Here is an 18,711-nt window from a genome sequence, read left to right on the forward strand (position 1 = left end):
TTCAGCTTATTCAGGCGTGGGGCAATTGGCGCAAAAGCCATTGTCCTTCCCGCGCATAGCGGTGCCATTTAAAAGCAGGCCCCGGGTCGGTTTTCCGGCCTGGGGCAATGTGTTCGTGGCCGCGTACTGCCTTCAGGGTGTGGCGTGCACGTATCACCTGGGTAAGCCGTTTCAGGGCGTAGTATTGTTCTTCGGTGTAGGGCTGGGTGTCGGTGCCTTCCAGTTCAATGCCAATGGAAAAATCATTGCACTTTTCGCGGCCGTTGAACGATGACACCCCCGCATGCCAGGCTCGGTGCTGCGTTGAAACAAACTGGGTAATGGTGCCTTCGCGGTCAATTAAAAAGTGGGCCGATACCTTCAGGCTACGGATGTTCTCGAACCAGGGGTGCAAATTGCAATTGAGCCGGTTCAGGAAAAAATCCACAATGTGTTTTTTGCCGAACTGACCCGGCGGCAGGCTAATGTTATGTAGCACCAGCAAGGTGGGGTCAACCCCTGCGGGGCGCTTGTCGTAGTTGGGCGAAGGGCGGCATTGCACTTGCCCATGGGGTTTCAGCCAGCCGTGTCGGTCTAGCATGAGTCCCATCATTGGCGTACTCCCAGCTTGGCGTGTTCCGGGCTGCACCATGTTTTTCCATCAGACAGCACCGCTTCCGAACGGGGCATGTGAATGCCGCAGTGGGCGCAGCGCACCATGGCTTCGGGTTCGTCGGCCCCAAGCGATTGCTTTTCTTTGGCCGCTTTGCCCGCCTGGCTTTTGGGCGCCTGCCTGGGCGCGTTTTGCCGTTCGTTGTGGCGGGCAATCAGGCGCACCGCCACCAACCCGGCCAAAATAACAAGAATCCAGAATATCAGCTTACCCAATTCATCCTCTTTGCAAAATAACGTCAATTACGAAGCGGCTGCCCGTGTAGGAAAGCACCACAAAAGCAAACCCGGCCAGTGTCCAACGCAGGGCCTGGCGGCCGCGCCAGCCGCGCGCGTAGCGGCCGATGAGCAAGGCCGCGAAAGTGAGCCACGACAAGACGGTGAAAATGGTTTTGTGATCAAACGGAACCAGGACACCCAACAAGCTTAGCGACACCATCGAGCCGGTAATGAGTGTGAGCGTGAGTGCGATGAAACTGATCCAGATCAGGCGAAACAGCAATCTTTCCTGAACCAGTAAAGGCGGCATGCAATCAAGCGCGTGGGCCACCAACGAGCTTTTTTCAACCTGTTCCACGGGGCGGTGCAAATAACCATGCAACATGGCCATTAGAATGGCTTGCAGGGCAGCCACAGTTACCAGCCCATATGCCATCAGGGCAATGAGCAGGTGAACGCGCAAGAGCTCGCTGCTGGCGTGGGCCACCAGGTGGCCCCAAGGGTAAATAGCCGCCAGAACCGTGGCAATGACACTGGCCGGGAGTAAAATAAGCAGGAGTCCATCAATATTGATGACAAAGCTTTCCAGCCAGAATATCAACATACCAAGCCAAATGGCGGCCGACAGGGCCAGGGCCCAGCCCAGGTAAAGGCCGTTGGGCGGCAGTACGGTTTGGTACAGGGCGGCGCCGTGAAGCGCCAGGGCGCCTAATAAGCCGGCCCGGCCGGCCATGCCCATTTTCAGTGTGTTCTGGCCTTTGGCAAGCGAGCGCCACAGCCCCAGGGCCAACAGTGCGTAGGCCAGGGCGGCCAATGAGTGCAATACAATGCCTTCAGACATACTTCCCGCAATAATGGATTAAGGTGTAAGGCATAATGCCTTATTCGGTCATGAATGTTGTACTTAGTCATTTTAGACGGTATCACCAGATACTAAACCAGTTTTAACGAAATCATTGTCATGCTAGAAAATCTTACGCAACGGTTGTCCCGTGTTGTGAAAACCATGAAGGGCGAGGCGCGGCTTACCGAAGCCAACACCCAGGATATGCTGCGTGAAGTGCGCATGGCCCTTTTAGAGGCCGATGTGTCCTTGCCCGTGGTGCGCGATTTCATTGCCCGGGTCAAGGAACAAGCCTTGGGCACCGAGGTGGCCGACAGCCTGAATCCGGGTCAAGCCTTGGTAGGGGTGGTTCATAAAGAACTTACCGCGCTCATGGGGGGCGATCAGGAAGAGCATGCCAATGAGCTTTCGCTGGCCACGCAGCCGCCGGCCATTATTCTTATGGCGGGTCTGCAGGGTTCCGGTAAAACCACCACCACGGCGAAATTGTCGAAGTGGCTGCACGAGGGCGGGCATACCGCCAAGGGCCGCAAAACCGGCAAGAAGAAAGTGCTGGTGGTCAGTGCCGACGTTTATCGTCCGGCCGCTATCGACCAGTTGAAAACGGTTGCCGCGCAGGCCGGGGTCGATTTCTTCCCCTCCAGCGGCGACCAGAAACCCGAAGACATTGCTCGTGCGGCGCTGGACCACGCCAAGCGTCATCACTATGAAGTGCTTATTGTCGATACGGCCGGGCGCCTGGGTATCGATGAAGACATGATGCGCGAGATTCGCGCTTTGCACGATTTGCTGCAGCCCATTGAAACCTTGTTTGTGGTGGATGCCATGCAAGGGCAAGATGCCGTAAACGTAGCCAAGGCTTTTGGTGAAACCTTGCCGCTTACCGGCGTGGTGCTCACCAAGCTCGACGGTGATGCCCGTGGCGGTGCGGCGTTATCGGTACGCCATGTTACCGGCAAACCCCTGAAGTTTGTGGGGGTGTCGGAAAAGTTGGATGGCCTGGAACCGTTTCATCCGGAACGGATGGCACAGCGCGTGCTGGGCATGGGCGACATTGTTTCGCTGGTTGAGCAGGCGCAAAAGAATATTGATGTAGCCGAAGCGCAGAAACTGGCCGGCAAACTCAAGTCGGGCAGCAAATTCGATTTGAATGATTTTCGCGATCAGCTTCAGCAAGTGAAGAAAATGGGCAGCATGAGTTCCATGTTGGAAAAATTGCCGGCCCAGTTCGCCTCGGCCGCCAGCCAGTTGCAAGGCGGGCAGGCGGAAAAGCAAATGCGCCGAACCGAAGGCATCTTGAATTCCATGACGCCGCAAGAGCGGTCCAAGCCCGAATTGCTGAAAGCCTCGCGCAAGCGCCGTATTGCAGCCGGGTCGGGCGTGTCAGTTCAGGAGGTGAATCGTCTGCTGTCGCAGTTCGACCAAATGCAAGGCATGATGAAGCAAATGAAAAAAGGCGGCATGAGCAAAATGATGCGCGCCATGGGCGGGATGAAAGGTATGGGCCGTGGCGGCGGTGGCGGGGGCTTTCCGTTCCGTTAAGCGTCAGCCGCCACCCACTGCCACAACAATTTCAATTTCATCGCCGTCGGTCAGGGCTTCCTGGGCGTGCCGGCTTTTGGGTACGATTTCGCCATTGCGCTCAACCGCAATGCGTTTGCCTTCCCAGCCCATGTGGCGAATCAGGTCGGCGACAGTCTGTACATTATTCAGTGGCGTTGGCTCGCCGTTCAGTGTGATCTTCATACGTGTTTAATGGCTGTTTACTTGCGCTTGAAAATGAGGTCCCACACACCGTGGCCCAGTTTCAGCCCGCGGTTTTCAAATTTTGTCAGCGGGCGGTAATCGGGGCGGGGCGCATACGCTTTGGCCGTGTTCTGCAGCGTCGGTTCGCCCGATAATACCTCCAGCATTTGTTCGGCGTAGTGCTCCCAATCGGTGGCGCAATGCAGGTAGGCGCCGGGCTTCAGGCGCGACGCCAATAGAGCAATGAAGGGCGGCTGAATCAGGCGTCGTTTATGGTGCCGTTTCTTTGGCCAGGGGTCGGGAAAATAAATATGCACGCCATCCAGTGTATCGGGTGCAATCATGTCGCGCAGCACTTCAACGGCGTCGTGCTGAATAATACGAATGTTCTGAATCTGTTGCTCATCGATACGTTTAAGCAACGAGCCGACCCCGGCGTTAAACACCTCAACCCCCAGGAAATTTTCGTTGGGTCGCGACTGGGCAATTTTGGCTGTGGTTTCCCCCATGCCGAACCCGATTTCCAGAATCGTTGCGGCGTGCCGGTTGAAGGCGGCATCCAGGTTTAAAAGCTGGGCCTGGTAAGGGATGCCCCAGATGGGCAACAGCCGATCAGCCGCATCTTGCTGGCTGGGCGTAATGTGGCTGCGGCGATGCACGAAACTGCGAATATGCGGGTACTGGGCCGCAGCGCTGGAAAGGGGGCGTTCTGTAGTCATGGGCGCCATTATAATGAAGGCGCTATAATTGCGGGCGCTGCGGGTGTAGCTCAATGGTAGAGCAGAAGCTTCCCAAGCTTAAGACGAGGGTTCGATTCCCTTCACCCGCTCCAGCTTTCAAGCGTGTTTACAGCCCGCCCATGGCCATATACTTAATTTCCAGGTATTCCTCCAGGCCATAGTGCGAGCCTTCCCGCCCCATGCCGGAATTCTTGATGCCGCCAAACGGCGCCACCTCAGTGGAAATAGAGCCGGTGTTGATGCCGACCATGCCGTACTCCAAGGCCTCGCCCACGCGCCATACACGGCCAATATCGCGTGCATAGAAATAGGCGGCCAGGCCGTATTCCGTGTTGTTGGCCAGTGCAATGGCTTCGTCTTCGGTGTCGAACTTGAACAGTGCCGATACCGGCCCGAAAATTTCCTGCTGGGCAATATCCATGTCGGGCGTCATGTGGGTTAACACCGTGGGTTTGAACCACAAGCCGTCTTTTTCCAGGCGTTCGCCGCCTGTTGTAATGGTGGCGCCTTTGCTTTTGGCATCGCTAATCAGGCGTTCCACTTTTTCCACCGCGGCCGGGTTAATCAGCGGCCCTTGCACGACGTCTTCTTCCAACCCGTTGCCCACGCGTAGCTTGGCGGTTTCGGCGGCCAGCTTTTGGGCAAACTCGTCGTAAACGCCGGCCTGCACAATAAAGCGGTTGGTGCAGACGCAGGTCTGGCCGGTGTTGCGGTATTTCGAGGCAATGGCCCCGGCCACGGCAGCGTCGATGTCGGCATCGTCGAACACGATGAAAGGCGCATTGCCGCCCAGTTCAAGCGAGAGTTTCTTCAACGTGGGGGCGCATTGCTCCATGAGTAGTTTGCCTACGGGGGTAGAGCCGGTGAACGACAGCTTTCGCACGGTGGGATTGTTGCAAAGCTCCTGGCCAATCACTTTTGGGTCGCCCGTCACAATATTGAAGACGCCGGCTGGAATGCCTGCCTGTTCAGCCAGTTCAGCCAGGGCCAGGGCCGACAGCGGCGTGAGTTCTGCGGGTTTCAACACCATTGTGCAGCCGGCAGCCAATGCCGGTGCAGCTTTGCGGGTAATCATGGCGCAGGGGAAGTTCCACGGCGTAATGGCGGCGCACACGCCCACGGGTTGCTTAATGACCACGAAGCGTTTGTCGGCCACGGGGGTGGGAATGACTTCACCATAGGCACGTTTGCCTTCTTCGGCAAACCATTCAATGAACGATGCGCCGTAAACAATTTCCCCGGTGGCCTCTTTTAAAGGCTTGCCCTGTTCCAGTGTCATTAACCGGCCCAGGTCGTCTTTGTGTTTTAGCAGCAGTCCGAACCAGCGCCGCAAAATAGCCGCGCGTTCGGCGGCGGTTTTGGCGCGCCAGGCGGGCAGGGCACGTTCGGCAGCTTCAATGGCGCGCCGTGTTTCAGCTTGCCCGGCATACGGCACCTGGGCAATGACCTGGCCATTGGCCGGGTTGGTGACGTCCAGCGTCTTACCGCTGTCGGCATCCCACCATTGGCCGTCTATATAGCATTGTTGTCGCACCAATGTTCTATCGTTCAGTTTGAAATCAAAATCAACAGGCATGGCGGACTCCTTGCGTTAGGGTATAGGGTTAATGGTCAGGTGCATCGTGGCGTGCTTGCATTTTCTTTTGTACACGCTCTGGGTCGTTCACGTCGACCGGGTCGAAATGGGTCATGACTTCCAGCACGTCTTCATTTTCCATTACGCGCTCACGTGCGCGAACGGCAATGTCGTGCCCTTGGGCAATGGTCAGGCGGCTGTCCATTTCAATATCAACCTCAACCCAAATCATGTCACCCATTTTGCGGGTTTTCAAATCGTGCAGGCCTTCAACCCCTGGCGTCGATAACAATAGATTACGAATGCGGATTTCAGTTTCTTTGTCGACTGCTTTGTCGAGCAGGTCGCTGAAGGAGGTATAGAAGAATTTCCAGCCCATGCGCCCAATCATTAACGCCACGATGAGTGCCGCAATAGGGTCGGCCAGCGGAAAGCCCGCTACGCTGGCGCCCACGCCCAGCAGAACGACCAGCGACGAAGCGGCATCGGAGCGGGTATGCCATGCGTTGGCAATCAGCATGCTCGATTTCACTCGTTGCCCTACCCGCAGCAAATAGCGGAACAAGCCCTCTTTGGCAACCAGAGTAATGGCTGCGGCGACTACGGCGGCGTAATGTACCGGCGCAATGGCGCTGGGGTCTTGCAGTTTGTTAATGCCGGCCCAAAGCATGCCGGCAGCCACCGCCAACAGCAATACGCCCAACGCCAGCGAGGCGGCTGTTTCAAAACGCAAATGGCCGTAATGGTGGTCGGCATCGGGTGCTTTCTGACTATGCTTGTTGGCAACCAGCACCACAAAATCAGACAGCAGGTCTGAGAGCGAGTGGATGGAGTCGGCAATTAATGCCTGCGAGTTCGCCAACACCCCAACAATGGCCTGGGCAATACTCAAGAACAGGTTAACCACCACGCTTACCCAAGTGCTGAAACGCCCTTCGGTAAACCGCGTCGTGCCGATTGTGCGCTCGTAGCGCGCCTGTCTTGATTTGTCCATTTAGCTTATACGCATGCCGGGCTGCGCGCCGGGGAAGGGCTCCAGAATATAAATGCCGGGGTGTTGTTTTTCATTGGCGTGGCTGGCCGCCAATACCATGCCTTCCGACACGCCGAACCGCATTTTGCGCGGTGCCAGGTTGGCCACCACGACAGTGAGTTTTCCGGCCAGGTCTTCCGGCTTGTACATGGATTTGATACCGGAAAAGATCTGCCGTTCGCGGCCTTCGCCCAAATCGACCATTAAGCGCAACAACTTGTCGGACCCTTCTACCGCATCGCAGGAAACAATCTTGCCGATGCGCAAATCCACTTTGGCGAAGTCTTTAATGTCGATTGTGTCGGCAATGGCTTCGCCGCCGGGGGTCGGGACTTCTTCAACCGGTGGTTCGAACAGGGCGTCGAGCATTTTCGGGTCGACCCGCTGCATAAGGTGTTTGAATGGGTTGATGCGTGTGGGCAGGGTCGAGGCATCGGCCCATTGGTAGTGCCGCCCGTCATTGAAAAGCTCTTGCGCCACGCGCGCGGTAAGTTCGGGCAGAATAGGGCTGAGCATCACGGAAAGCGCCTTGAACCCTGCCAGTGCGCGCGAGCAAATATCTTGCAATTGTGCTTTCTGTTCGCCTGAGGCGTCGGCAATGCCTTTGGCCATCACCCACGGTTGGGCGGTATCGAATGCCTGATTGATGCGGTCGGCATAGGCCATGACCTGGCGAATGGCACGCCCATATTCACGCGCCTCCAGATCGCTTTGAACCGCTTCGGTCACGCTGTTGATTTCGTCTTTTAACGCTTGCGTATCGCCTGTGTAAGCCAGTTCGCCGTTGAAATGTTTACTGATGAAGTTGGCGGCCCGGCTGGCGATATTGACATACTTGCCGACCAAATCACTGTTGACCCGGGCGATGAAGTCATCCGGGTTGAAGTCCAGGTCTTCCACGCGCGCGTTCAATTTGGCGGCAATGTAATAACGCAGCCATTCGGCATTCATGCCGATTTCCAGGTAACGCAAGGGCGAGATACCGGTGCCCCGGCTTTTCGACATCTTTTCGCCGCTAACCGTAATGAAGCCGTGTACATGCAGAAGGTCGGGTGTTTTGCGGCCCGCGAATTTCAGCATGGCGGGCCAGAACAAGGCATGGAAGTACACAATGTCTTTGCCGATGAAGTGCACTTGTTCGGTGGTGCCGTTCGGGTCGAGCAAGGCGTCGAAGTCAATGCCCTGTTCTGCGCAGTAGGCTTTTAATGACGCCAGGTAGCCAATAGGCGCGTCGAGCCACACATAAAAGTATTTGCCGGGCGCGTCGGGAATTTCAATGCCGAAATAGGGGGCGTCGCGGGAAATGTCCCAGTCGGCCAGGTTGGCTTGGGCGCCGGCCTCACCGTTGCCCAGCCATTCGCGGGTTTTGCCCAGAATTTCGCTTTGCAGGTGTTTCTGGCCTTGCGCGTTGGCGCCGGTTGTCCATTCCTGCAGGAACTTTACGCAACGTTCATCGGACAGATTGAAGAAGTAGTGTTCGGAACTTCTCATGACCGGCGTGGCGCGCGTAATGGTGGAGTAGGGGTTAACCAACTCGGTTGGTGTGTAGACTGCGCCGCATACTTCACAGGAGTCGCCGTATTGGTCGGCTGCGCCACACTTGGGGCACTCGCCTTTTACATAGCGATCAGGCAGGAACATGCCTTTCACCGGGTCGTAAAACTGTTCCACCGTGCGCGTGCTGATAAGGCCTTCGGCTTTCAGGGCTTTATAAATGCCTTGCGAAAGTGCCACATTTTCAGGGGTGTCGGTGGAGTGCCAGTGGTCGAACTGAATGTGAAAGCCGTTCAGATATTGAGGGCGCTCACTGGCATAGCGGTTAACGAGTGCCTGGGGCGAAATGCCTTCCGATTCGGCCTTGAGCATGATCGGCGCGCCATGGGCGTCGTCGGCACCCACAAAATGCACGGTGTGGCCGGCCATGCGCATGGTCCGAACCCAGATATCGGCCTGGATATATTCCATGATGTGGCCGATGTGAAATGAACCGTTGGCGTAAGGAAGGGCGGTGGTAACGAAAAGGGTGCGCGGCATGTTTGGGCAAAACGTTAATATTGGTAACAAAAAACAGCGAGCCAAAAGGATCGCTGGTGGGCGCTTCAAGCGCCCGCTTGCCCTCTATTGTAATGAATCGCCCGCCGCTTTTTCGGGGAAAGCCGCTGTGTTAAGGAATTTCGCGCATTTCGACGTCGACGACGTCTTTCTTGTTGTAGCGCGGTGCGCCGCCTGTGTTGCGGCTTTCGGCGCGCGGTCGGCGGCGCTCTTCCCAATAGGCGCGAACGCCGAATGGGCGACCGCGTACCTTTGCAACAATGTACAGTACGCCCACGGCAATGGCGGTGGACACCATGAATATGAAGGCCATGGCCATGCCGAAAATGGCAAGCACGAAGAACAACAGGCCACGAAGAATTTGATTAAATGTATTCATATGAGCAAGTATGACAGCATTACAGCTAAAAGTTCCGTAACCCCGGTAGTCAACTGAATCCGCTATCCTTCAGGTTTGGAAGTAAATAAACGACAAGCAAGGCAGATATATGAGTATGTCCCCCGATGAGATCCGCACGATTTTGTCTGATGTAATCGACCCTAACACAAACAAAAAGTTGGCCGCAAACATGAAGCACAGTGTCATTCATGTGAACGACGCTTCGGTTAGTCTTACTTTAGCGCTGGGTTACCCGATTCACAATGGGTTAAATGCAATAAAGCAACCAATTGAAACGGCTCTTGGCGCTCATGGCCTTTCGTTGGGGCAGTTCGAGTGCGCGTTGCGTGTGGAAACCCACGCGGTTCAGCGCGGTTTGAAGCCCCTGCCGAATGTGCACAACATTATTGCCGTGGCCTCCGGAAAAGGGGGCGTGGGCAAAAGTACCACGTCAGTGAACCTGGCCCTGGCGCTAAAAAGTCAGGGTGCCCGTGTGGGTTTGCTCGATGCCGACATATACGGTCCAAGTGTTCCCATGATGCTGGGCTTGTCGGGCAAACCCGAAAGCCGCGACAACAAAACCATGGAGCCTCTGGTTGGGCATGGTATTGAAGCGAACTCCATTGGTTTTTTAATTGATCCCGACTCAGCGGCTATTTGGCGCGGGCCCATGGTAAGCCAGGCGTTGGAGCAGTTGCTGCGCCAAACCAATTGGGGGGACCTGGATTACTTAATTATCGATATGCCGCCGGGAACCGGCGATATTGCCTTGACGCTTTCCCAGAAAGTGCCGCTTGCCGGCGCGGTTATCGTGACCACGCCGCAAGATCTGGCGTTGGCCGACGCCCGCAAGGGGCTGCATATGTTCCGTAAGGTTGAGGTGCCGGTGCTGGGCGTGGTCGAGAATATGTCGATGCATGTCTGCTCGAATTGTGGTCATGCAGAACCCATTTTTGGTGTTCATGGTGGGCGTGATATGGCGGCTGAGTTCAATTTGCCCTGGCTTGGCACCTTGCCGCTGGCCATGGCAATTCGTGAACAAACCGATTCCGGGCATCCTACAGTGCAGGCCGATCCGCACAGCGAGGCGGCCGCCATGTACCAAACGATTGCAAACGGCGTTGCCATTCAGGTTGCAAAGTTGCCGCGTGATATGGCCGGTAAAATGCCGCCGGTGGTTGTGAAGCCGTAAGGCATTTGAATGCGATTGCGTGTACTTGCGTTCGTGTTGGCCTTATTGCTGCAACCGGTTTTGGCGGCGGAGCCGCCCGACGTCGTCATCGACCCGGGTGGTGTGCCTCCCGAGGCCTTGCAGGCCATTACCGGGGCAGTTGATGCCATTACGCGTCTGGCCGAAGACCAGGACGGCGGGGAAGTGACGCGTTTAAGACGTCGGGCGCGTGACGCTACGGTTTCCGCCCTGGAAACGCAGGGGTATTTTTCCTCCAAGGTCGATTTGCTGGTGGGGCGGGATACCTTGGGTGAAACGTGGGACATCACCATTGAGCCTGGGCCGCGTACCGACGTTCGTTCCGTGGATATTGGTTTTCGCGGCAAAATTGCCGAACCCGAATTTACCGGAAAGGTTAGTACTTTAAAAGAAGATTGGCCGTTGGATGAAGGCATGCCGTTCATCAACGAGCAATGGAGCCAGGCGAAAACGGCGTTGCTCGATGAGGTGAGCCGCAAAGATTTTTTGCTGGCGCGCATTGCACATTCACAAGCGACTGTCGAGGCGGTTGAGGCCAAAGCCGACCTTAAGGTGCAGGTTGATAGCGGGCCGCGGGTGCGAATGGGGAAATTGCGCCTTATCGGCCTGAAGCGTGTGCCGGAATCATTAATTGAGCGTTACGTGCAATACACGCCGGGCGAACCGTACGACCAAGATCGCCTGGATGAATGGCAACAGGCGTTGCAAACCACGGCGTTTTTTCGCGGTGCGTTTGTTGTAATGGACAGTCGCGAACAGTCGCGCGAAACGCTTGACAACGGCGATGTTGAAATGCCACTTGTTGTGCGGGTCACCGAGGCGCCGGCCCGACGCTATGGGGCGTCGCTGGGGGTGGATAGTGATAACGGCGTGCGCGCCGAGGGCTTGTACCGTCAGAATGTGGTGTTTGGGTTGCCTGTGTGGATTGAAACCGGGGTCGGGGTGGATAAAAACCGGCAACGGTTTTTCTTCGATGTGCACTTGCCCCCCTCTGCCAGCGGTTATCGCGACAGTTTCGGCGTGCTGGCAAGTCATTCCGACATCGAAGGCCTGGATACCACACGCTATGGCCTGGGGTGGCGGCGCAACCAGTCGCGCAAGGCCGCCGGCGACAGTCGGGTTGAATACGAAACCCAATGGAGTATGTTGGTGGCGCATGACCGAACCCGAATTGAAGGCGCCGAAGGGTACGACGTGCCCACGTTGGTTGGCGGTTGGCAATGGTTGCGACGCGACGTAAACGATAAATATGATCCTCGCGAGGGAAATCTGGTTGAACTGGATTTGGGCGCCGGTGTCACATTGGATAAGCGTGAGCCTTTTTATCGTACGGGCTTACGGGCGCAACAATGGTGGCCGATCGGCAAGCGCGATGTTCTGACTTTCCGCGCCGAGGTGGGTAAGGTCTGGTCGCAGACCGATCGCCTGCCGGAAGATTTCGGGTTTCGCACCGGCGGCGCACGTACGATTCGCGGGTATCGCTATAACAGTATTGGTCTGCCACGCGGCGACGCCATTATCGGGGCGCCCGCGCTGGCGGTGGCCAGCATTGAATACATGCATTATTTCAACGACCTGTTCGGCATGAGTGTATTTTTCGACGCGGGCGATGCCACGACGTCGTTCCGTGATATGGACATGCATTACGGCTACGGCATCGGCGCGCTCTTGCGCACGCCTGCGGGTCCGTTCATGATGGATCTGGCCTACGGCCAGAAAGATCGCCGTCTGAGGCTGCATTTTTCCCTGGGTGTTGCATTTTGAGATTTATTCTACGGTTCTTGCGTAGTGTGCTTATCTGGCTCGGCCCGGCTTTGGTGCTGTTGCTCATGGTCGTTGCGGGTTTTGGATTTTGGGTGGTGAAATCGGAACCGGGCACTCGTTGGGCGCTTGGGCTGGGCGTAGGGCTGGTTGGCGGGCAGGTTGAGCGCGTGGATGGCAGCTTATGGGACGGTTTGGAGGTTGGTCATCTGGTGCTTGACACGCCCGCAGCCAAGGTCGAGATTCACGATCTGGCCCTTAGCGTTGATTGGCCGGATCTTCGTGAGCGTCGCTTGCATGCAAGCAATCTGTCGGTGGGTGAGCTGGCGTTGAATATTCTCGAGTCAGACGAGCCGCCGTCTGAAGCGCCTTTCTCGATGCCCGCATTACCGGTTACCGTGGCGCTCGACCGCTTTTTCCTGGGTAAACTGAACGTATCTTTGAATGACGAGCCGGTTTTGCTCGACGTGCGCAACCTTGAAGCATCATTGGCCGTCTCGAAAGAAGATGCGCAATTGGTGTTCCGTAAGCTGGAATTTGGGCGGCAGGATATCGAGGCCAGCGTTCAGGGGGAGTTTCGTTTGTTGGCGCTTGCCGACCCCTGGCCGTTCCGGGTTTGGGTTGAAACCGATGCTAAAAGTAAAGAGCCCGACTCTTTGCTGTGTGCCCGACGTTTTCTGCCTGATTTACCCCTGGTTTCCACCGACGCTGAATCAACCAACACTGATTCAGCCGCCGGCTCAAATTCTGAGTCCGCTACCGAACTGGATGCCGTCAGCACGTTCTGCGCCGTTGATTTGCGCGCGGAGGCCGAGGGGTCTATGCATGCGGCCAAAATAACGCTGCAAGGTGAGGGTCAAGACCTGCAGCTTCAAGCGGCTGCGCAATTGTATCCGCAACAAGCATTTCCTTTGCATTCGGCAAATTGGTCGCTGGTTTTGGGTGATGGGTCCTCTCTTAAGGGGGACGTTAACTGGGCGGGTAATGATCAGGGCGGGGTCAATCCGAATCATTTGATTGGGCAAGTGGCCTTGCAGCGTTTGAATCTGGGTATGGTTTTGCCGGAAGCGCTCCCGCAGGCCAGTTTAACGGCCACGTTGGATTTTGACGTACAACTGCGCAATGCGGCCATGCTTGAGTCGGCTGCAGTGAAATTGGCGATTGACCCCAGTTCGTCCTGGAACGGGCAGCCTCTGGACGGGCACCTGGATTTTCGTGCGGTGAATAACGATCGCGCTCAGGCGTGGGTGCCGGCGCCTGAGTTTGTTGAAATTCAGAATCTGGATTTGGCATTGCGTTTGGGGGCGAATCAGGTAAGTGCAAAAGGGGGCCTGGGTTTTCAGCTGAGCGCACTTGAACTTAATCTGGATGCCCCTCGTCTGGCCGATTTCTGGCCCGACCTTGAAGGCAGTGCGGCACTAAACGCCGGCCTGGACGGCAATATGGCGCAGCATCAACTGAAGTTGCAAGGCCGTTACGATGCCGGGGCGCAAGGGGGCGATGTGCTGGGCGACGCGCCCATTGCAGTGCAAACTGAATTGCAGGGGGGGTGGAAAGCCAGTGAAGAGAATCCCGGCCAAGGCGTTTGGTCGGGCCGGCTGGCAAGCCTGGATATTGAACATGCCGGAATCAATATCGCAACCCAGCGCCCGATGGCATTAAACGTGGCGCCCGAGGCGCAATCGCCCGATTATCTTTTAACGCTGGGCGATACCGCGATTGATGTGGCTTTGCCGTCGCGCAACAGCGTGGTCATTGAGCACCGGCAAACCCGTTTTTCACCTGGGCGGTGGCGCACACAAGGTGAAATTGAACGTTTAACACTATCGCGACGCCTTATCGATGAGGTCGCGAATTTGGTGGGCGAGCAACTGCCGGAAGATGCCCCCGGGCAAGAGCGGGGGCGGGTGATTGTCGATGTGGATGACCGCAATGACATGGTGGATATGACTTACGGCCTGAGTTGGGATTTGGGGTTCGAGGGTGCCTTGTCGGGCAAGGCGCAGGTTCGCCGCCTTGGCGGCGACATGATTGTTCCCGGCGATCCGCCGTTTCCGCTGGGTTTGCGTACGCTTGAGGCTGCTTTAACCGCAACACCTACCTCAAACGGTGCAAGTCGTATCGACGTTGATCTGAACATTGAAACCCAGAGCATGGGGCAGGCCCAGATTCAGGTTGAAACATTATTACGTGCGACGCCCGACGGCGGCTTCGTTTATAACCCCGATGACGGCACCACCGTGCGGGTTCAGGCGGCCATGCAGAATATTGGCTGGCTTAGCCTGTTTGTTGGCGACGCTACCGAGATTGGTGGAGCTTTGCAGGCTGACCTGACGGCACGCAGCCGCCCCGGCGGCGAGTGGGCGATGCAGGGGCAGGTACAGGGCAGTGATATTCGGTTTATTCGTATCGATGACGGCGTGCGGTTGGTTGAGGGGACACTCGACGGGCATTTCGAGGGCGACCGTTTTGTGCTTGATCGACTCGAGTTCCCTGCTGTGCGGCGCGCCGTTCCAAAGGAATGGCGGACCGAAACCTGGACGCGCGAAAACCCCGATGCTCAGGGTGGAAAACTGACCTTGTCAGGTTATTGGGATGTGTCGGACTCCGTTGGTAAAGTGGCGGTTGATTTGTATCGATATCCCATTTTGCAGCGCTCCGACCGGTTTGCCATGGTGACGGGCAAACTGAATGTCGACATGCCTTCGCCGGCCTTGAGTATCGACGGGGAACTCAACGTGGATGCGGGTTGGGTCGATTTGGACATGCTAAGCAGTGTGCCCACGGTGGATGGTGATGTTGTTGTGATTCGGCCGGGGCAAAAACAGGAGGAATCCGCGCCGCTCGATATTACGTTGAATATTCTGATCGACCTGGGCCCACGTTTTTACATAACCGGCTATGGCGTTGATTCGGGTCTTGTTGGCGAGATGCGCATTGTGATGGCCCCCCAGGGGCGCCCCATGGCTTATGGCGTGTTACGTACCCGCGGGGGGGCAATTGAGGCGTATGGCCAGCGTTTGCAGTTGCGACGGGGCACGATTACGTTCCAGGGCCCGATTGCCAGTCCGGTATTGAATATTGAGGCATTACGAACGGGCGTGGCTGTTGAAGCGGGGGTTCGGGTTTCCGGTACCGCGCGCAAGCCGCAAATTAATCTTATTTCTTATCCCGATGTCACCGATGTGCAGAAACTTTCCTGGTTGTTGCTCGGCCGCGGGCCGGATGATTCGGGCGGTGATGCGGCGCTGTTGTTTTCGGTGGGTACGTCGTTTCTTGGCGACGGTGAGCCGTTCTACAAGAAATTCGGTCTGGATGAAGTCAGCATGCGTTCGGGCGAATTGGGAAGCGTAGGGAGTATTCTGCCGGCGGAAACCGTGGTGCGTGGTCTCGATAGCGGCGCCAGCGATATTGAGCGGCAGTTCGTTGTGGCGGCCAAGCATTTGTCCAGCGGCTTTACGTTAAGTCTGGAGCAGGCGTTATCGGATACGGGAACCGTAGGCCGGGTAAGCTATCAATTGGCGCGGGGACTCTCGGCACAGTTAAGCGCAGGAACGGTAAGTGGCCTGGCATTGGTCTGGCGTGCTTTTTCGCGCGATTAACCGGGTTGTACTATAAAATAGACCCCCATTCAAAAAGGGAAACGCATGTCCATTAAAAGTGATCGCTGGATTCGACGTGTCGCGCAGGAGCACGGCATGATCGAGCCTTTCGAGCCGGGCCAGGTTCGAAGTGTGAACGGAAACAAAATTGTGAGCTACGGCACAAGCAGTTATGGCTACGATGTGCGCTGTGCCGACGAATTCAAGATTTTTACCAATATCAATTCCACGATTGTCGATCCCAAGGCGTTCGACGAAAAATCGTTTGTCGATTTCAAAGGCGACGTGTGCATTATTCCGCCCAATTCGTTTGCGTTGGCGCGCACCGTGGAATATTTCCGTATCCCGCGCAGCGTGCTTACCGTATGTCTGGGCAAAAGCACATATGCGCGCTGCGGGATTATCGTGAACGTGACGCCTCTGGAGCCCGAGTGGGAAGGCCACGTTACACTTGAGTTTTCCAACACCACACCGTTGCCGGCCAAGGTGTATGCGGGCGAAGGTTGCGCCCAAATGTTGTTTTTAGAAAGCGACGAGGTTTGTGAAACCTCGTACCGTGACCGTGGTGGCAAGTACCAGGGTCAGCGGGGTGTCACGCTGCCGCGCGCATAGGAGTTGCCGCATGAAATTTCGATTCCCCATCGTCATTATCGATGAAGACTACCGCTCCGAGAACGCTTCGGGTCTGGGTATTCGTGCGCTCGCTGCGGCCATTGAGGCCGAAGGGGTGGAAGTGCTGGGGGTCACCAGTTATGGCGATTTAAGCTCCTTTGCCCAGCAGCAAAGCCGCGCCAGTGCTTTTATTTTGTCGATCGACGACGAAGAGTTCGACGTTGACTCGCCTGAGGATGTGGCCAACGCCATCAAGAACCTGCGTTCGTTTATTGGCGAATTGCGGTTCCGTAACGAGGATATCCCCATCTACCTTTATGGGGAAACGCGCACGTCACGGCATATCCCGAACGATATTTTGCGTGAACTGCATGGCTTTATTCACATGTTCGAGGATACGCCCGAATTTGTCGCCCGGCATATCATTCGCGAAGCCCGCGCGTATCTCGACGGCCTGGCGCCGCCTTTCTTTCGCGAGTTGCTCAAGTATGCCTCCGACGGTTCCTATTCCTGGCACTGCCCGGGGCATTCGGGCGGGGTGGCGTTTCTGAAAAGCCCGGTGGGGCAAATGTTTCACCAGTTTTTTGGCGAAAACATGTTGCGTGCCGACGTCTGTAACGCGGTCGACGAGTTGGGTCAGTTGCTTGATCACACCGGCCCGGTAGCTGAATCCGAACGCAATGCCGCTCGTATTTTCAACGCCGACCATTGTTTTTTCGTCACCAACGGCACGTCGACATCGAACAAAATTGTCTGGCATGCCAACGTGGCGAACGACGACATTGTGGTGGTCGACCGCAACTGCCATAAGTCGATTCTTCACGCCATTATCATGACGGGCGCCATTCCGGTTTTTTTGCGCCCCACGCGTAACCATTTGGGCATTATTGGTCCTATTCCGCAAGAGGAATTCGAACCCGAGTCGATTCGCGCCAAAATTGAAGCCAATCCGTTCGCGCGCGATGTAAAGAACAAGCGCCCACGCATTCTTACGATTACGCAAAGCACATACGACGGTGTGAGCTACAACGTGGAAATGATCAAAGAAAAGGTGGGGTCCGAAATCGACACCCTGCATTTCGATGAAGCCTGGATTCCGCATGCGGCCTTCCACGACTATTACAAAGACATGCATGCCATCGGTAAAGATCGTCCGCGCAGTACCGATGCCATGGTGTTTGCCACACATTCCATTCATAAATTGCTCGCCGGTTTGTCGCAGGCGTCGCAAATTACGATTCAGGAACCGGAAAATCGCAAGCTCGACCGGAACGTATTCAACGAAGCGTTCCTCATGCACACGTCTACTTCGCCGCAGTACGCCATTATTGCTTCGTGCGACGTGGCGGCGGCCATGATGGAACCGCCCGGTGGGACGGCCATGGTGGAAGAGAGCATCAGCGAAGCGCTGGAGTTCCGTCGTGCGATGCGCAAGGTGGAGTCCGAGTTCGGCAAGAATGACTGGTGGTTCAAGGTGTGGGGCCCCAAGCGCCTGGTTTCGGAAGGTATTGGCAGTCGGGAAGACTGGATGCTGGAAGCCGACGACGAATGGCACGGGTTTGGTCCGTTGGCCAAGGGCTTCAACATGCTCGACCCCATCAAGGCCACCATCGTCACCCCAGGGCTGGATATCTCTGGGACGTTTGCTGAAACGGGCATTCCCGCTGCATTGGTCTCGAAATATTTGGCTGAGCATGGCGTGGTAATTGAAAAAACCGGGCTTTATTCTTTTTTCATCATGTTCACCATCGGTATTACAAAAGGCCGTTGGAACACATTGCTGACTGCGCTTCAACAATTCAAAGACGACTACGATCGCAATCATCCGTTGTGGCGGAGTTTGCCCGATTTCTGTAAAGAGAATCGTCGTTATGAGCGCATGGGCTTGCGTGACTTATGTCAGCAGATTCACGAGTCGTATCATGAGTTCGATGTGGCCCGGCTAACAACGGAAATGTACACCAGCGATATGGAGCCGGTGTTGAAGCCGTCCGACGCTTATGCCAGGATGGCTCACCGCGAGGTTGAGCGTGTCGCCATCGACGACCTTGACGGGCGGGTGACCGGGGTATTGTTAACGCCCTATCCGCCGGGTATCCCCTTGCTCATTCCAGGCGAGCGTTTCAATAAGAGAATTGTTGACTACTTGCGCTTTGTGCGCGAATTCAACGCCCGTTTTCCCGGTTTTGAAACTTATGTGCATGGTTTGGCCGAAGATATCGGCCCCGATAATCAGCCGCGCTATTACGTCGATTGTTTAATTGAAGATTCACAGTGACCGCTGCG

Annotated in this window: 15 protein-coding genes and 1 tRNA gene; 7 read left to right on the top strand and 9 right to left on the bottom strand. The window is 56.1% G+C overall.

Annotated features, from left to right (window positions below):
- Positions 1–10: 10 nt before the first annotated feature.
- The 3 genes from ampD to CJO09_RS14440 are packed head-to-tail and all read right to left on the bottom strand — an operon-like array spanning position 11 to position 1,711.
- Entirely contained in the window at positions 11–592 is a 582-nt protein-coding gene (gene ampD, locus CJO09_RS14430; RefSeq protein ID WP_484195856.1) for a 1,6-anhydro-N-acetylmuramyl-L-alanine amidase AmpD, read from the bottom strand.
- Positions 589–867 carry a PP0621 family protein gene (locus tag CJO09_RS14435; protein ID WP_114421484.1) on the bottom strand — a complete coding sequence of 93 codons (279 nt, stop codon included), beginning with the start codon at positions 865–867 and terminating at the stop codon, positions 589–591. Before CJO09_RS14435 ends, ampD begins: the two co-directional genes overlap by 4 nt.
- 1 nt (position 868) lies before the next feature.
- Positions 869–1,711 (bottom strand): cytochrome C assembly family protein, encoded by an 843-nt coding sequence (locus tag CJO09_RS14440; protein WP_119442991.1) that lies wholly within the window; start codon positions 1,709–1,711, stop codon positions 869–871.
- 120 nt (positions 1,712–1,831) lie between these two features.
- On the opposite strand from CJO09_RS14440, the gene ffh reads away from it, so the two are divergent.
- Complete coding sequence (ffh, locus tag CJO09_RS14445; protein ID WP_119442992.1) at positions 1,832–3,256, top strand: signal recognition particle protein; 1,425 nt, start codon at positions 1,832–1,834, stop codon at positions 3,254–3,256.
- A gap of 3 nt (positions 3,257–3,259) precedes the next feature.
- On the opposite strand, the gene thiS is transcribed toward ffh, so the two are convergent.
- The gene (gene thiS / locus CJO09_RS14450) at positions 3,260–3,460 is read right to left on the bottom strand and encodes a sulfur carrier protein ThiS (RefSeq protein ID WP_119442993.1); all 201 of its coding nucleotides are present in this window, start codon (positions 3,458–3,460) and stop codon (positions 3,260–3,262) included.
- A 17-nt stretch (positions 3,461–3,477) separates the two neighbouring features.
- Complete coding sequence (gene trmB / locus CJO09_RS14455; protein ID WP_119442994.1) at positions 3,478–4,188, bottom strand: tRNA (guanosine(46)-N7)-methyltransferase TrmB; 711 nt, start codon at positions 4,186–4,188, stop codon at positions 3,478–3,480.
- Positions 4,189–4,218: 30 nt separating this feature from the next.
- On the opposite strand from trmB, the gene CJO09_RS14460 reads away from it, so the two are divergent.
- A tRNA-Gly gene (locus CJO09_RS14460) sits at positions 4,219–4,292 on the top strand.
- A 14-nt stretch (positions 4,293–4,306) separates the two neighbouring features.
- On the opposite strand, the gene CJO09_RS14465 is transcribed toward CJO09_RS14460, so the two are convergent.
- From CJO09_RS14465 to CJO09_RS14480, 4 genes are all read right to left on the bottom strand, one after another.
- Positions 4,307–5,776 carry an NAD-dependent succinate-semialdehyde dehydrogenase gene (locus tag CJO09_RS14465; RefSeq protein WP_119442995.1) on the bottom strand — a complete coding sequence of 490 codons (1,470 nt, stop codon included), beginning with the start codon at positions 5,774–5,776 and terminating at the stop codon, positions 4,307–4,309.
- A 28-nt stretch (positions 5,777–5,804) separates the two neighbouring features.
- Positions 5,805–6,770: a cation diffusion facilitator family transporter gene (locus CJO09_RS14470; protein ID WP_119442996.1), complete on the bottom strand. Its 966-nt coding sequence runs from the start codon at positions 6,768–6,770 to the stop codon at positions 5,805–5,807.
- Positions 6,771–8,843: a methionine--tRNA ligase gene (gene metG, locus CJO09_RS14475; protein WP_119442997.1), complete on the bottom strand. Its 2,073-nt coding sequence runs from the start codon at positions 8,841–8,843 to the stop codon at positions 6,771–6,773.
- A 130-nt stretch (positions 8,844–8,973) separates the two neighbouring features.
- A complete protein-coding gene (locus CJO09_RS14480; protein ID WP_119442998.1) occupies positions 8,974–9,240 on the bottom strand; it encodes a hypothetical protein in 267 nt (88 codons plus the stop codon).
- A gap of 109 nt (positions 9,241–9,349) precedes the next feature.
- Between CJO09_RS14480 and apbC the strand changes: the two genes are divergently transcribed.
- From apbC to CJO09_RS14505, 5 genes are read left to right on the top strand one after another with little or no spacing between them, the layout of a single operon-like run.
- The gene (gene apbC, locus CJO09_RS14485; RefSeq protein ID WP_119442999.1) at positions 9,350–10,432 is read left to right on the top strand and encodes an iron-sulfur cluster carrier protein ApbC; all 1,083 of its coding nucleotides are present in this window, start codon (positions 9,350–9,352) and stop codon (positions 10,430–10,432) included.
- Between the two features lie 9 nt (positions 10,433–10,441).
- On the top strand, positions 10,442–12,214 hold the full coding sequence (locus tag CJO09_RS14490) for an autotransporter assembly complex protein TamA (RefSeq protein WP_119443000.1): 1,773 nt from the start codon (positions 10,442–10,444) through the stop codon (positions 12,212–12,214).
- Complete coding sequence (locus CJO09_RS14495; protein WP_245961353.1) at positions 12,211–15,813, top strand: translocation/assembly module TamB domain-containing protein; 3,603 nt, start codon at positions 12,211–12,213, stop codon at positions 15,811–15,813. Before CJO09_RS14490 ends, CJO09_RS14495 begins: the two co-directional genes overlap by 4 nt.
- Before the next feature lie 45 nt (positions 15,814–15,858).
- Positions 15,859–16,425: a dCTP deaminase gene (gene dcd, locus CJO09_RS14500; RefSeq protein WP_119443002.1), complete on the top strand. Its 567-nt coding sequence runs from the start codon at positions 15,859–15,861 to the stop codon at positions 16,423–16,425.
- A gap of 10 nt (positions 16,426–16,435) precedes the next feature.
- On the top strand, positions 16,436–18,703 hold the full coding sequence (locus CJO09_RS14505) for an arginine/lysine/ornithine decarboxylase (protein WP_119443003.1): 2,268 nt from the start codon (positions 16,436–16,438) through the stop codon (positions 18,701–18,703).
- The last annotated feature ends 8 nt before the right edge of the window (positions 18,704–18,711 follow it).

The sequence above is a fragment of the Neopusillimonas maritima genome, assembly GCF_003576595.1.
GTDB classification, from domain to species: Bacteria; Pseudomonadota; Gammaproteobacteria; order Burkholderiales; family Burkholderiaceae_B; genus Neopusillimonas; species Neopusillimonas maritima.

Bases quoted from the DNA above. Each gene is read 5' to 3' on its own strand.
- ampD (WP_484195856.1), bottom strand. From the start codon at position 592: ATGATGGGACTCATGCTAGACCGACACGGCTGGCTGAAACCCCATGGG.
- CJO09_RS14440 (WP_119442991.1), bottom strand. From the start codon at position 1,711: ATGTCTGAAGGCATTGTATTGCACTCATTGGCCGCCCTGGCCTACGCA.
- ffh (WP_119442992.1), top strand. From the start codon at position 1,832: ATGCTAGAAAATCTTACGCAACGGTTGTCCCGTGTTGTGAAAACCATG.
- thiS (WP_119442993.1), bottom strand. From the start codon at position 3,460: ATGAAGATCACACTGAACGGCGAGCCAACGCCACTGAATAATGTACAG.
- trmB (WP_119442994.1), bottom strand. From the start codon at position 4,188: ATGGCGCCCATGACTACAGAACGCCCCCTTTCCAGCGCTGCGGCCCAG.
- CJO09_RS14465 (WP_119442995.1), bottom strand. From the start codon at position 5,776: ATGCCTGTTGATTTTGATTTCAAACTGAACGATAGAACATTGGTGCGA.
- CJO09_RS14470 (WP_119442996.1), bottom strand. From the start codon at position 6,770: ATGGACAAATCAAGACAGGCGCGCTACGAGCGCACAATCGGCACGACG.
- metG (WP_119442997.1), bottom strand. From the start codon at position 8,843: ATGCCGCGCACCCTTTTCGTTACCACCGCCCTTCCTTACGCCAACGGT.
- CJO09_RS14480 (WP_119442998.1), bottom strand. From the start codon at position 9,240: ATGAATACATTTAATCAAATTCTTCGTGGCCTGTTGTTCTTCGTGCTT.
- apbC (WP_119442999.1), top strand. From the start codon at position 9,350: ATGAGTATGTCCCCCGATGAGATCCGCACGATTTTGTCTGATGTAATC.
- CJO09_RS14490 (WP_119443000.1), top strand. From the start codon at position 10,442: ATGCGATTGCGTGTACTTGCGTTCGTGTTGGCCTTATTGCTGCAACCG.
- dcd (WP_119443002.1), top strand. From the start codon at position 15,859: ATGTCCATTAAAAGTGATCGCTGGATTCGACGTGTCGCGCAGGAGCAC.
- CJO09_RS14505 (WP_119443003.1), top strand. From the start codon at position 16,436: ATGAAATTTCGATTCCCCATCGTCATTATCGATGAAGACTACCGCTCC.